A 14052-nucleotide genomic window follows, 5' to 3' on the forward strand; every position below is an offset into this window, starting at 1 on the left:
CAAAAGAATTGAGCGAAGTTTAATTTCATTTGTAACTGAGTTTACTTGAAATTAAATTTCGCTGCGTGCCATACTGCGCCAGCAAACCACGGTATTTCGACCGATGTGCCGGGGTTTGCTGAGTATCCCTGTGGAGGTGCAGCAATGGCATCCAAACCCAATCGTTCTATGGCCTGGGGCATGACCCGGCGACAGTCGCTCAAGTCCTTGGGCGGGTTGTTTGCCACTGGGTTCGGCCTCAGTTTGGCGGCTACGGCGTGCAGCACCGACCCCACCACCAGCGTCGAGCCCGAACCCGCCGCTGCCCAGGCCAAGGCCAGGGTGCTGCGCATCGGCCACCAAAAGTTCGACCCGTTCATTTTGATCAAGGCGCGGGGCGGGCTGGAGGAGCGGCTTAAGGCCTTTGGCACCCGCATCGAGTGGACCGAGTTTCAGTCGGGGCCGCCGATGCTGGAGGCGTTGAACGTGGGCAGCATCGACCTGGCCCGCACTGGCGATGCCCCGCCGATCTTTGCCCAGGCGGCGGATACGCCCTTTCTCTATGTGGGCAGCGGCGCACCCCGGCCCAGCAGCTCCGGCATTCTGGTCAAGGAGGGTTCAGAGCTGCGATCGCTCGCCGACCTCAAAGGCAAAAAAGTCGGCTTCCAGCGCGGTTCCAGTGCCCACTTCCTGGTGGTGCAGGCCCTCAAGGAATCCGGGCTAACCCCCAGCGATATCCAGCCCGAGAACCTCTCCCCCGCCGATGCCCGCGCCGCCTTCGAGCAGGACAACATCGACGCCTGGGCGATCTGGGACCCCTTCTACGCCGCCGCCGAAAAGCAGGTTGGGGCACGCGCCCTGACCACAGGCGAAGGATTGGCCCCCAACCGGGAGTTCTTCCTGGCTCACAAAACCTTCGCGGCGGACAACGAGGCCCTGCTGCTGGCCCTGCTGGAAGAAACTGCCGAAGTAGCCCGCTGGGCCGACGACAACCCCGACGAGGTGGTTGAGGTGCTGGCCCCCGTGACGGGCATCGAGCCCGACATTCTAGAGACCGTCACCCGCCGCCGCAGCTGGACCTTTGATGCGGTGCAGCCCGATGCGATCGCCGAACAGCAGCGCATCGCCGACGCCTTCTACGAACTGGATCTAATTCCCAAATCCGTCCAGGTCCTCGACGTCATCTGGCGACCCACCTAACCCCCCACCCATCCACCCCCTACCCATCGACCCCCTACCCCCTACCCCCCACCCATCCACCTATGTCACCCACCCACCCCACCCCCTCCCGCCGCCGCTTCCTCCGCCAGAGCAGCCTCTTTCTCGGCGGCGTTGCCCTGGCGGGCACCGTCAACGCCTGTAGCACCGAGTCCACCCCCCAGGCCACTGCACCCGCCACCACCGCCGCCGCCCCGGCCACCGCATCGGCGGGGGGCAGCAAAGCCATCCGCGTCGGCTACCAAAAATCCTCCACCATTCTCAACCTGCTGAAAAACCAGAAGCGCCTGGAGGACCGCTTCAAGGGCGAGTCCGTCAATATCAGCTTCAACGAGTTTGCCGCTGGCCCCCAAATGTTGGAGGCGCTCAACGTCGGCAGCATCGACCTGGCCTACACGGGCGAAACACCCCCCGTCTTTGCCCAGGCCGCCGATGCCCCCCTGCTCTACATCGCCTGGGAAGATGTCGGCCCCCTGGCGGAGGCCCTGCTAGTGCAGCAGGACTCGCCCATCCAGAGCGTGGCCGAGCTAAAGGGCAAAAAAGTGGCCCTCAACAAGGGTTCCAACGTTCACTACCTGCTGGTCAAAGCGCTAGAAGAGGCGGGCCTCCAGTACAGCGACATTGAAACCGCCTACCTGCCCCCCGGCGATGCCCGCCCCGCCTTCGAGCAAAAGAACGTGGATGCCTGGGTGATCTGGGATCCCTTCCAGGCGGCAGCGGAGAAGCAGCTGGGGGCGAGAATTCTGCGCGACGGCAAGGGCATTGTGCAAAATCGCGGCTTCTACCTGGCCACCAAATCCTTTGTGGAGGGCAACCCAGACCTGGTAACTGGGCTGCTGGAGGAGCTGGAAGCCGTCAGCACCTTCGCCAAAGACAATCCCCCAGAGGTGTCGAAGTTTCTCTCCAACGAGCTGGGCATTCCCACCGATGTGCTGGATCTGGTTGAAACCCGCCGGGGTTACGGCATTCAGCCCATCACCCCAGAGGTGGTCGCCTACCAGCAGGACGTGGCCGATGTGTTCTACAACCTCCAGCTCATTCCCAAACAAATTGACGTGTCTACGGTGATCTGGACGAAGTAGCGCCGTCCAGCACCGCCAAGCCTGGCGCAGGTTCAGGCAGCATCCCTCAAAGGCGGCTGAAAAGCCCGTGCTCTCCTGACTCAAATCTCCGTCCTGCGCCTTTTCTCTTGACCTCCCTTTTGCCCACTCCCATGAGCTTAGACATCCACTGGTTTATTCCTACCCACGGCGATGGCCGCTACCTGGGCACCGCCCACGGCGGTCGCGCTATTACCGCTGACTACCTGCGGCAGTTGGCCGGGGCCATTGACCAACTGGGCTATGCCGGGGCGCTGCTGCCCACGGGCAAATCCTGCGAAGACGCCTGGATCACCGCCGCCTCGCTGATTGCCGTCACCCGGCGGATGAAGTTCCTGGTGGCGATTCGCCCCGGCATTTCGTCGCCGGGGATGGCGGCCCGGATGGCCGCCACCTTCGATCGCATCTCCAATGGCCGCCTGCTGGTCAACGTCGTCACCGGGGGCGACCCCACCGAACTCGCTGGTGACGGTCTGCACCTCGACAAGCAAGAACGCTACGAACTCACCGACGAATTCCTGGAAGTCTGGCGCGGCGTCATGCAGCGGCAGGTGGTGGATTTTGAGGGCCAGCACCTGACGGTGAAAGGCGCAAAGCTGCTGTTCCCCCCCGTGCAAGACCCCTACCCGCCCCTGTACTTTGGCGGTTCCTCCCCCATCGCCAAAGAGATCGCCGCCAAACACGTAGACCTGTACCTCACCTGGGGCGAACCCCCCGCCCAGGTAGCCGAGAAAATTGCCGAAGTGCGCCAGCTTGCTGAAGCCCAGGGACGCACCCTGCGCTTCGGTATTCGCCTCCACGTCATCGTGCGCGAAACCACCGCCCAGGCCTGGGACGCCGCCAATGACCTGATCCGCTACCTGGATGACGACACCATCGCCGCCGCCCAGGCCGCCCTGGCCACCGCCGACTCTGAAGGCCAGCGCCGCATGGTCGCTCTCCACGGCGGCCGCCGCGACAGCCTCGAAATTAGCCCCAACCTGTGGGCCGGGGTCGGCCTGGTGCGCGGCGGGGCCGGTACCGCCCTGGTCGGCGACCCCGACACCGTCGCCCAGCGCATGCAGGAATACATCGACCTCGGCATCGACACCTTTATCTTCTCCGGCTATCCCCACCTCGAAGAAGCCTACCGCTTCGCCGAGCTGGTCTTTCCCAAACTACCTCTGGAGAACCTGCCGACGGTAGCCCCCAGCCGCTACGTCAGCCCGATCGGCGAGATTATCGCCAACGAGAAGGTTCCTGCTCCGGCGAGTTAGGTGGGGAGTGGATGGGTGGATGGGTGGATGAGTGGATGAGTTAGTTGCTTGCTCACCCCCTACCCCCTACCCATCCACCCCTACCCCCTACCCATCCACCCCCTACCCCCTACCCATCCACCCCTACCCCCTACTCCTATGCCCGTCCTAGAACGTCTCGATCAAGCCAGCATTCTCGCTACCGCAAAGGCTCTGTCGCAAGAACTCGCTGCCAATGCCGTGGAGCGCGATCGCACCGCTGGTATTCCCACCTACGAAGTCTCGCGCCTGCGGGAAACCGGTCTGCTCTCTCTAGTGATTCCCCAGGAGTACGGCGGCACCGGGGCCGACTTGGTGACGGTGTACCGGGTAATCAAAGAACTGGCCAAGGCCGATGGATCGATTGGGCAGCTCTACGGCAACCATGTGGGGCTGGTCACCCTGGCCCATGCGATCGGCACCCCGGCCCAGAAAGAGCGCGACTATCGCGGCACTGCCCAGCACCAGTGGTTTTGGGGCAATGCCATCAACACCCGCGACGATCGCCTTGCGCTCAGCCCCGACGGCGATGGCTTTCGGCTGAATGGCCAGAAGGGCTTTGGCACGGGCATTCCCGCTGCCGATCGCTGGGTGTTTTCGGCGGTGCAGGCGGGGGTAGAGCTGCCCCTGTTTTTGGCGATTCCGAGCGATCGCCCCGGCGTCACTATCCACGACGACTGGGACAACGTGGGCCAGCGCCGCACCGCCAGCAACAGCCTCAGCTTCGACAATGTCTGGGTCGAAGCCGACGAAATCTACGGCCCCCCGGTTGACCCCGACGGAGCCTTCGCCACCCTGCCCGGCCCTGTGGCTCAGGTGGCCAAGGTCTACACCTACCTGGGCATTGCCGAAGGAGCGCTGGAGGCGGCCCGCCAGTATACCCAGGAGAAGACCCGCCCTTGGGTGGCCTCCGGCGTCAGCGGCATTACCACCGAGCCCTACATTCTGCGCCACTACGGCGAACTGTGGACGGAGCTTCAGGCCGCTAGCCACTTAGCCGATAAGGTTGCAGAACAGGTACAGGCCGCATGGGAAAAGGGCGATGCCCTCACCCGCGAGCAGCGGGGCGAAGTCGCCGTGCAGGTCTCCGCCGCCAAGGCTTTCGCCACCCGCGTCGGCCTCGACATCGCCAACCGCATTTTTGAAGTCACCGGCAGCCGCGCCACCGCCACCCACTATGGCTTTGACCGCTACTGGCGCGACCTGCGCACCTTCACCCTCCACGACCCCGCCGATTACAAACTGCGCGACGTCGGCAACTGGTTCCTCAACGGCATTTACCCCACCCCGACGCAATATTCTTGACCTCCCGTAGGTTAGGCATTGCCCACCCCTCCCCTGGCGATCGCCGCTTCTCTCTCCACCCCTTTGTTCTCACTCTCAAGCTCTCTACGAAAAGATCCGCCATGGCCAACTCCAGCCTGCTCAACGCTCCCGCCAGACCCGCCAACGATGCCCGCAATCTCTTCATCGTTACCCTGCCCACCCTGCTGGGGTTGGTCTGCCTCCTAGGACTCATTTTTCTGGAGGTAACGGTGTCCAAAGCATTCCTCGGCAGCAACGAAACCTTCTGGACGCAAGTTATCCACAGTTCTAGCCACAGTGGAGCTTGCTCTGCGCTGACCTCAACCAACCAGGTACTGGGTAGATGATGCCGCCACCCCTGAGCCCGCCGCCGAGTCTTGTTTAAACCTACCTGGCAGAACCATGACCCAAACCCTGACACCCCCCACCCCCCACCCCTCTCCCTCCTGGCTAGAAGGTCGGCCCCGACTATGACCAGCTCTTTCGCTAGAGCTGTGGTCTGACCCCAGCCCCAAGTTTGCCGGGCTCTTCCATAGTGCTTCATTCTCTCCCGGCTTTTCCTCGTCTCGTTTAGCTCTGCTGGGAATTGGTTAAGTCCATCGCCAGTTCCCAGCATTTTCCTGACTTTTACTTAGTTGTTCTGACGCAGTGCTTGGCGATGAATCTTTTTTCTAGTGTTCTGTCCTCTCTGTTCAATTGGCTTTCCGTGAGTCTGGGTCGAAGATCGCTCATGCGGCGCAGTCTGTGGGCCATACTGGCCACCTTCTCGGTGGTGGTGCTGCACAGCTGTGCCCAACCCTCTGGCTCTGGCGGCACCGCTGCCGCCCCTAGCGCCGTGCGCGTAGACTTTGCCTACTACAACCCCGTCAGCCTGGTGCTGAAAGAGAAAGGCTGGCTCGAAGAAGACCTGGCCCAGGACAATGTGGCCGTCGAGTGGACTCAGAGCCAGGGCAGCAACAAAGCCCTTGAGTTGCTCAACAGCCGCAGCATCGACTTTGGCTCCACCGCCGGAGCGGCGGCCCTGCTGGGCAAAGCCAACGGCAACCCGATCAAATCGGTCTACGTCTACTCCAAACCGGAGTGGACGGCCCTGGTCACCCGCCCCGACAGCGGCATCACCAAAGTTGAAGACCTGAAGGGCAAACGAGTGGCCGCCACCAAAGGCACTGACCCCCACATTTTCTTGCTGCGCGCCCTCGATCAAGTAGGCCTCTCAGAAAGTGACCTGGAAGTGGTGCAGCTCCAGCATGCCGATGGCCGCACCGCCCTGGAGCGCGGCGATGTGGATGCCTGGGCCGGTCTTGACCCCCACATGGCCAGAACCGAGTTGGAGAATGGCTCCAGTCTGTTCTTTCGCAACCCTGACCTGAACACCTACGGCGTGCTCAACGTGCGCGAAGAGTTTGCCAACACCTACCCCACCTACGTCGAGCGGGTGCTCGCCGCCTACGAAAAGGCCCGCCAATGGTCCCTCGAAAACCCAGCGGAGCTAGAAGCGATCCTCGCCAACGCCGCTGGCTTGGAAAAGAACGTCGCTGCCAAACAGCTGGAGCGCACCGATCTGTCCAACAGCGTCATTGGCACCGTCCACAAAAACACCATCCTCGCCTCCGGCGACGTGCTGAAGAAGAGCGGCGTGATTCCCTCTGATACAGACGTGAATGCCGTAGTGGATTCGCTGATCGATCCGCAGTTTATTGAGAAGGTGGCGGTGAGGTAGGGGAGTAGGGGGTGGGGGGTAGGGAGTAGGGGGTGGTGAATCTGTTACTGCACTATTCTCTCCCCCGCCCACTCCATCACATCCTCCCCACCCACCTCTCACTCCCCACCCCTTACCCCTCACTCCCCACCCCCTACCCCTCGCCCCCATGGTCGCCCCTGCATCCCAAACCCCAATTACTACAGCTCCTTCCCTTTGGCGGCGCTGGTTCTCTGGCGACGGCTGGATCTCCCTGGCCTCGGTAGCTACGGTGCTGGGGCTGTGGTGGGTGGCTAGCCATGCGGGGTGGGTGAGTTCGCTGTTTTTGCCGACCCCAGAGGCGGTGATTCGGGCGTTTGTGGACATTGTGGTGAATGGCTACAAGGGCGTGCCGCTGCTCTTTCACATTTGGGACAGCCTCTACCGATTGGGTATTGCGCTGGTTTTGGCGGTTGCGATCGCAGTTCCTCTCGGCATGGCCTGCGGAGCCTCGGACAAGTTGCGGGCCGTGGTTGAGCCGCTAATTGAGTTCTACCGCCCCCTGCCCCCGCTGGCCTACTACACTCTGCTGGTGATCTGGCTGGGCATTGAAAATGCGTCAAAGATCGCCCTGTTGTTTTTGGCGGCCTTTGCGCCCTTGTTTATTGCGGCGGTGGCCGGAGTGCAGCGGGTACCCCGCGATCGCATCCTCGGCTCCCAATCTTTGGGTGCCAACCGCTGGCAGATCTTTCGCTACGTGATTTTTCCGTCGGTGCTGCCCGATTTATTTACCGGGCTGCGCACCGCCATTGGGTTTGCCTACACCACTCTGGTAGCCGCTGAGATGGTAGCCGCCGTCTCCGGCATCGGCTGGATGGTGCTCGATGCCAGCAAATTCCTCCGCAGTGACGTGATTTTTGTCGGCATTTTCATCATGGGCGGCATCGCCGTGGCACTGGACTGGCTGCTGCGCTGGGTGATGCGATCGCATTTGACCTGGGTGGGGAGGGAGTAGGGGGTAGGGAGTGGGGAGTGGGGGTAGATGAGTTGGTTTGTCGCTTAACCCAAGTTCCTACCCCCTACCCCTCAAACCCTTACCCCTCACCCTCCACCCCCTACCCCTTACCCCCCACTCCCTACCCCAAAAAGGACACACGCTATGCCTCTGAAACGACGACATTTTTTGTACGGAATGGCCGGTGTTACTGTGCCATTGATTGCGGCGAGTTGCGCTGGCACCACCAATGCTCCATCGAATAATGCGGCGGGTACAGCTAGTGCTGGGGGCGATTCTGGCAGCGCTGCACCCAGTACAATCCGCATTGGCTACCAGGTGATTCCCAATGCCGAGCTGTTGGCCAAGGCGCTGGGTTTAACCGAAAAAGCATTCCCCAACAGCACGGTGCAGTACTCCAGCTTTGACTCGGGGCGCGATGTTAACACCGCCTTTGCCGCCAACGGTATCGATTTTGGCCTGGCGGGGTCGGTGCCGGTCGCCGTCGGTATTTCCCAGGGGTTGCCCTACGAGGTGTATTTCATCCACGACGTAATTGGCGATGCCGAGGCGCTGGTCGTGCGTAATGGCATTACCACCACCAAGGATTTGACCGGCAAGAAGGTAGCCGTGCCCTTTGGTTCCACCACCCACTTCAGCCTGCTGGCCCTGTTGGATCAAGACGGCGTCGACCCGGCTGGTCTGACGCTTCTAGATTTGCAGCCCCAGGATCTAGTGGCCGCCTGGCAGCGGGGCGACATCGATGCCGCCTATGTATGGGAGCCCCACCTGACTCGACTGGTGGGTGATGGCGGCACAGTGATCCTCACCTCCGCAGACTTGGCCGATCGCGGTGTGCTCACCGCCGACGTGGGGCTGGTGAGCAAAGCCTTTGCCCAAAATCACACCGATGCCCTGCGGCGGTACGTAGGGGTGCTAGATGAGGCGGTGGAGTTTTATCGAGCCAACCCCCAGCAGGCGGCAGAGGCGCTCGCTAAGGAGCTGGGACTCACGCCCGAGGAGTCGCTGGCCAGCTCCAAGGGCATCATCTGGCTGACCTCTACAGAACAGGCCGATGCCAAGTTTTTGGGTAAGTCAGGACAACCCGGAGCCTTTGCTCAAGTGCTAAAAGATTCCGCCGATTTTCTGGTAGGCCAAAAGGCGATCGATAAAGCGGCTGATTTGGCTACCTTTCAGCAACATCTGCGTACCGACACGCTTAAAACTTGAGGAAGCAACTTAAGTTTTGAATTCAGAATTTCTCCTCTGGAGACGCTACGCGAACAAAACTCAAAATTCAAAACTGAGAACTCAACACTCACCCCTCCCCCAGGCCCCTAACCATGTCCTTCTCCAGCCGCGTAACTAGCACCACTCCTGTCCCCAGACCACCTTCGTCGCAAGAGGTGGTGGTGGCATTGCGGGATATTGACCTGCGCTTTGGCCAGGGTGCTCAGAGCGTGGAGGCGTTGCGAAGCATCAATTTAGACCTCACTGCCGGGGATTTTGTCTGCGTGCTGGGGGCCTCGGGCTGCGGTAAAACCTCCCTCCTGCGGGTGCTAGCGGGCTACCAGGCTCCCACCGCTGGGGTGGTTTACATCGACGGCAAGTTCCACAATGCCCCCAACGCCGATGTGGGGGTTGTGTTTCAACGGCCCAACCTGTTGCCCTGGCTCACCATTGCCGACAATGTAGGCTTTGGCCCCAAAATGCAGGGTGAACCCGACCTCACCCGCAAGCAGCGGGTTTCCCATTACCTCGATCTGGTAGGTCTGAGCGAAGCCAGTCAGCGCCTGCCCCACCAGCTCTCGGGGGGGATGCGACAAAGGGCTGCGATCGCCTGCACCCTGGCCGCCAACCCCCGCGTCGTGCTGATGGACGAGCCCTTTGGTGCCCTCGACGCCCTCACCCGCGAATCAATGCAGCTACACCTGCGCAAAATCTGGCAGCAAACCCAAAAAACCATCTTCTTCATCACCCACGACGTGGAAGAAGCCCTGATTCTGTCCACTCGGATTGTGGTTATGCACGCTCGCCCTGGCCGCATTGCCGAGCAAATTGCCAATCCCTTCCGCGACGTCCTCGACACCATGAGTATTACCGACCTGCGCACTATGCCAGAGTTTATTCGCCTGCGGCAGCGGCTCGTGTCGGCGATCCACTCGGTAGGGAGTGGATAAGTAGGGGGTAGGGAGTAGGGGGTGGGGAGTCGTCAATTGACAAACTATTACACCTTATCCCGCCCCACACCCATCCACCCCACACCCATCCACCCCTCACCCCTCACACCCCACTCCCCATCCACCCATGACCCTCACCCTCCCCCGCAACCCCACCAAGCCTCGCCTCGCCATCCCCCGCCCCCTCCAGGGCTGGCTGCTTCCCGTTGTGTTAGTGCTGCTGTGGGAGCTAGTGTCCCGGCTGGGCCTAGTAGCCCCTAACCTGCTGCCTGCTCCGACCACGGTGTTGGAGACTGTCGTTGACCTGGCTCGCAGCGGTGCACTGTTTCGCCACGTGGGTATTACCCTCTACCGGGTGATTTTGGGGTTTGGCCTTGGCACTCTAGTGGCCACGGTGCTGGGAGCGCTGACGGGCTATTCTCGCGTTGCCCACGCCTACCTCGACCCGCTGCTGCAAGCCCTGCGAAACATTCCCTCGATCGCCTGGGTGCCGCTGTTTATTCTCTGGCTGGGCATCTACGAAAGCTCGAAGATCGCCCTGATTGCCGTAGGAGTGTTTTTCCCTGTCTACCTGAATTTGATGAGCGGGGTGCAGGGGGTCGATCGCAAGCTGGTAGAGGTGGGTCAAATCTATCGCCTCAACCAGTGGCAGCTGGTGCAGCGGGTTTTCTTTCCGGCCACGTTACCGGCCTACCTGGTCGGGCTTCGCAATGGCCTGGGCCTGGGCTGGATGTTTGTGGTCGCCGCCGAACTCATGGGCGCAAGTCAGGGGTTGGGCTACCTGTTGATCGATGGCCAAACTACGGGACGGCCGGCCATCATCATCGCCAGCATCGTGCTGTTTGCCCTCTTAGGAAAACTGACCGATTCAGGATTATCAGCCATTAATAAGCGACTGCTGCACTGGCAAGATTCCTATGGTGCAGGGTAGAGAGAATTTTGGATTTTGGATTTTAGATTGCCGATGCTTCCTTCCAAAATCCAAAATCGCAAATCCAAAATTCCCCAGGGCAGACACATAGGTCTGCCCCTACCCCCCACCCATCCACCCCTTACCCCCACCCCCCCAATGCTTCACATCAAAAACGTCCACAAACAATTCGCCAATGGCTTCCTGGCCCTGGAGGGGATCGACCTGACCATTCAGCCGGGGGAAATCGTCAGCCTAGTGGGTACCAGCGGCTGCGGCAAGAGCACACTGCTGCGGATTTTGGCGGGGCTAGATTTTCCCACCCTGGGGGAGGTCAGCATTGAGGGTGAACCAATTGCTGGCCCGCACCCCAAGGTGGGGCTGATCTTCCAAGAGGCGAGGCTGATGCCCTGGCTGACGGTCGCAGACAACATCAAGTTTGGTCTCCACGGCTTGCCCCCGCTGGAGCGGCAGTGGCGCACCCAGCAGGTGTTACAGAAAGTGCACCTCAGCAAGTTTGCTGAGTCGTTGCCCCGGCAGCTGTCGGGGGGCATGGCCCAGCGGGTGGCGATCGCCCGCGCCCTGGTCACCCAGCCCGATATTTTGCTGCTCGACGAGCCCTTCAGCGCCCTCGATGCCTTTACCCGCGCCCAGCTGCAAGACCACCTGCTGGATATTTGGGAGGGCGACTACCCGACGCTGCTGCTGGTCACCCACGACATTGAAGAGGCCCTGGTGCTCAGCGATCGCATTATCGTGCTGCGCCCCCACCCCGGTCGCATCCACCGTGAGCTGAGGGTAGATTTGCCCCGACCCCGGCGGCGCAGCAGCCCAGAGTTTCAGCGCCTGAAGGAGCAGTTGATTGGGGAGCTAGATCTGACGCCGGAGCTGGATTTGGTGGAGTTGTGAGGGGTAGGGGGTAGGGAGTGGGGAGTGGGGAGTGGTGCGTAGGGGCAGACCTGGGTGTCTGCCCTCACCTTTGGAAACAGAGGAATGTTCAAAGTCCAAAATCCAAAATTTCTTGAGGTTGAATTATGACAAAAATTGTTGCGATCGCCAGTAGCCCGTCCCACCCCTCCCGCTCCTACGCGGTGCTGGAGGAAGCGCAGAAACTCTTAAAAGCTCAGGGCGCTGAGCTAGAGATTTTGTTGGTGCGCGATCTGCCAGCGGAAGATTTGCTCCACGCCCGGTTTGATAGTGCGGCCATCAATGCCGCCACGGCCCAAGTCACCGATGCCGATGCGGTGATCATTTCGACACCCGTGTACAAAGCCGCCTACACCGGCATTCTCAAAGCCTTCCTCGACCTGCTGCCCCAAAAGGCGTTGGTGGGCAAACCCATCCTCCCCATCGCTACCGGAGGAACGCTGGCACATCTGCTGGCGATCGACTACGCCCTCAACCCCGTGCTCGGCGTCCTCGGTGCCACCCACATTCTCCAGGGCGTCTACCTGGTCGATAGCCAGTTCCAACGCCTAGAAACCGGCGGCATTGAACTTAACGACCCCGAACTGCAAACCCGCTTCCACAGCGCCCTGACCGAACTCACCCATGCCGTCCCAGCCCGAGTTCCTACTACCGTGTGACTGTGGGGAGTGGGGAGTGGGGAGTATTGCTCGAACTTCTACTAAGTGTTCCCAGGCCCCCCTAACCCATCCAACCCTTTACCCCTCACCCCCTACCCCTCACCTCCTACCCCCTACCCCTTCCATGACCACCACCCTCCGCCGCCCTACCCCTCGCCTCTCCCTTCCCTGGGATCGCATCCTCCCCTGGGCCGTCCCAGTTGGGCTTATTCTGCTATGGCAACTCCTGGCCCAGGTGGGTGTCATCAACAGCCGTATCCTACCCGCCCCCACCGATGTGGTGCGGGCCGCTGTTCGCCTCACCCTCAGCGGCGAACTGTTCAGGCACGTTGCCATTAGCACCTGGCGGGCCGTGGTTGGGTTTCTCATTGGTGGCAGCATTGGGCTATTTTTCGGCGTGCTCAACGGTGTCTCCCGCCCCGCCGAGCTGCTGGCCGACAGCTCCATTCAAATGATTCGCAACATTCCCCACCTGGCCATGATTCCCCTGGTCATCCTCTGGTTTGGCATCGGCGATGAGGCACGGATTTTTTTGGTGGCGCTGGGGGTGCTGTTTCCGATTTACGTCAACACCTTCTACGGCATTCGCGCCATCGACCCAGGGCTGATTGAAATGGGCCGCGTCTATGGTCTCAGCCGCCGCGAACTGTTTTCTCAGGTGATATTACCCGGCGCGTTGCCCAGCATTTTAGTCGGCCTGCGCTACGCCCTGGGCAACATGTGGCTCACCCTAATTGTGGCCGAAACCATCGCCGCCAGCTCGGGCATAGGCTACATGGCCATGAACGCCCGCGAATTTATGCAAACCGACGTTGTTGTCGTCGCCATTTTGCTCTACGCCCTGCTCGGCAAACTCGCCGACTCCGCCGTCCGCTGGCTGGAGAAAGTCACCATTGCCTGGCACCCGAGTCAGAATTTGAAGTGAGTAGGGAGTGGGGAGTGGGGAGTGGGGAGTAGTCCTGAGCTTCTAACCAGTACTTCTTCAACCATCTACCCCTTATACCCTCCCTTACCCATCCACCCCCTACCCCTTACCCCCATACCCCACCCCCCAACCCACCCCCCAACCATGACCCAAACCTCCCACACCCCAACCCACACCACTGATGCCACGGGCACTCACGTTTGGCTAAACGGCGTCACCAAAGCCTTTGGCAATATAACGGTGCTCGACAACTTTAGTCTCGAAATTTTGCCCGGTGAGTTTGTTGCTGTAGTGGGTAAAAGCGGCTGCGGCAAAAGCACCTTGCTGCGCCTGCTGGCGGGGCTAGAAACACCGACCCACGGAGAAATCGTCCTCGATGGTCAGCGTTTGAATGGGCTAAATGCTAAAGCACGGGTGATGTTTCAAGACTCTCGATTGCTGCCCTGGCGCAAGGTGATTGAAAATGTCGCCCTGGGTCTCAAAGAACAGACCCGCCCTCGCAGCCACTGGGCCTTGCAGCAGGTGGGGCTAGACAGCCGTGCCCAAGATTGGACGACGGTACTATCGGGTGGTCAACAACAGCGCGTAGCCCTGGCTCGGGCACTGGTCACCCAACCCCACCTACTGCTGCTCGACGAACCCTTAGGGGCACTCGATGCCCTAACCCGCATTGACATGCAGCGCTTGATCGAAACGCTTTGGCAAGAGCAGCAGTTTACTGCGTTGTTAGTGACCCATGATGTTGAAGAAGCGGTGATGCTGGGCGATCGCGTCATTGTCATTCAGAATGGCCGCATTGAACTTGATGTGCCGGTTTACTTGCCCCGCCCACGCAACTTGGCCGACCCAGAACTCACCCGGCTTAAGCAGAAGGTGCTCAACCAAATTCTGCGCAACTGACTT

Annotated in this window: 14 protein-coding genes; all 14 read left to right on the plus strand. The window is 60.8% G+C overall.

Annotated elements, in window-relative coordinates; genetic code table 11:
• Nucleotides 1-144 precede the first annotated feature (144 nt).
• The gene (locus NF78_RS01655) at nucleotides 145-1179 is read left to right on the plus strand and encodes a sulfonate ABC transporter substrate-binding protein (protein ID WP_225885200.1); all 1035 of its coding nucleotides are present in this window, start codon (nucleotides 145-147) and stop codon (nucleotides 1177-1179) included.
• Nucleotides 1180-1241: 62 nt separating this feature from the next.
• On the plus strand, nucleotides 1242-2279 hold the full coding sequence (locus NF78_RS01660; protein ID WP_052049585.1) for a sulfonate ABC transporter substrate-binding protein: 1038 nt from the start codon (nucleotides 1242-1244) through the stop codon (nucleotides 2277-2279).
• Nucleotides 2280-2410: 131 nt separating this feature from the next.
• Nucleotides 2411-3553: an FMNH2-dependent alkanesulfonate monooxygenase gene (gene ssuD / locus NF78_RS01665; RefSeq protein ID WP_035984519.1), complete on the plus strand. Its 1143-nt coding sequence runs from the start codon at nucleotides 2411-2413 to the stop codon at nucleotides 3551-3553.
• 138 nt (nucleotides 3554-3691) lie between these two features.
• The gene (locus NF78_RS01670; protein ID WP_035984520.1) at nucleotides 3692-4876 is read left to right on the plus strand and encodes an acyl-CoA dehydrogenase family protein; all 1185 of its coding nucleotides are present in this window, start codon (nucleotides 3692-3694) and stop codon (nucleotides 4874-4876) included.
• Entirely contained in the window at nucleotides 4873-5223 is a 351-nt protein-coding gene (locus NF78_RS01675; protein ID WP_225885201.1) for a hypothetical protein, read from the plus strand. Before NF78_RS01670 ends, NF78_RS01675 begins: the two co-directional genes overlap by 4 nt.
• Before the next feature lie 383 nt (nucleotides 5224-5606).
• A complete protein-coding gene (locus NF78_RS01680; protein WP_035984523.1) occupies nucleotides 5607-6596 on the plus strand; it encodes an aliphatic sulfonate ABC transporter substrate-binding protein in 990 nt (329 codons plus the stop codon).
• Nucleotides 6597-6744: 148 nt separating this feature from the next.
• Nucleotides 6745-7569 carry an ABC transporter permease gene (locus tag NF78_RS01685; RefSeq protein ID WP_052049587.1) on the plus strand — a complete coding sequence of 275 codons (825 nt, stop codon included), beginning with the start codon at nucleotides 6745-6747 and terminating at the stop codon, nucleotides 7567-7569.
• Between the two features lie 144 nt (nucleotides 7570-7713).
• Nucleotides 7714-8778 (plus strand): ABC transporter substrate-binding protein, encoded by a 1065-nt coding sequence (locus tag NF78_RS01690; RefSeq protein ID WP_035984524.1) that lies wholly within the window; start codon nucleotides 7714-7716, stop codon nucleotides 8776-8778.
• Nucleotides 8779-8891: 113 nt separating this feature from the next.
• On the plus strand, nucleotides 8892-9728 hold the full coding sequence (locus NF78_RS01695; RefSeq protein WP_035984525.1) for an ABC transporter ATP-binding protein: 837 nt from the start codon (nucleotides 8892-8894) through the stop codon (nucleotides 9726-9728).
• Between the two features lie 127 nt (nucleotides 9729-9855).
• Nucleotides 9856-10659 (plus strand): ABC transporter permease, encoded by an 804-nt coding sequence (locus NF78_RS01700; protein ID WP_081972464.1) that lies wholly within the window; start codon nucleotides 9856-9858, stop codon nucleotides 10657-10659.
• A 138-nt stretch (nucleotides 10660-10797) separates the two neighbouring features.
• A complete protein-coding gene (locus NF78_RS01705) occupies nucleotides 10798-11547 on the plus strand; it encodes an ABC transporter ATP-binding protein (protein WP_035988397.1) in 750 nt (249 codons plus the stop codon).
• 125 nt (nucleotides 11548-11672) lie between these two features.
• Nucleotides 11673-12224 (plus strand): NADPH-dependent FMN reductase, encoded by a 552-nt coding sequence (gene ssuE / locus NF78_RS01710; RefSeq protein WP_035984527.1) that lies wholly within the window; start codon nucleotides 11673-11675, stop codon nucleotides 12222-12224.
• Between the two features lie 124 nt (nucleotides 12225-12348).
• On the plus strand, nucleotides 12349-13149 hold the full coding sequence (gene ssuC, locus NF78_RS01715) for an aliphatic sulfonate ABC transporter permease SsuC (protein WP_052049591.1): 801 nt from the start codon (nucleotides 12349-12351) through the stop codon (nucleotides 13147-13149).
• Nucleotides 13150-13293: 144 nt separating this feature from the next.
• Nucleotides 13294-14049 (plus strand): ATP-binding cassette domain-containing protein, encoded by a 756-nt coding sequence (locus NF78_RS01720; protein WP_052049593.1) that lies wholly within the window; start codon nucleotides 13294-13296, stop codon nucleotides 14047-14049.
• The last annotated feature ends 3 nt before the right edge of the window (nucleotides 14050-14052 follow it).

The organism is Leptolyngbya sp. KIOST-1 (genome assembly GCF_000763385.1).
Lineage (GTDB): Bacteria > Cyanobacteriota > Cyanobacteriia > Phormidesmidales > Phormidesmidaceae > Nodosilinea.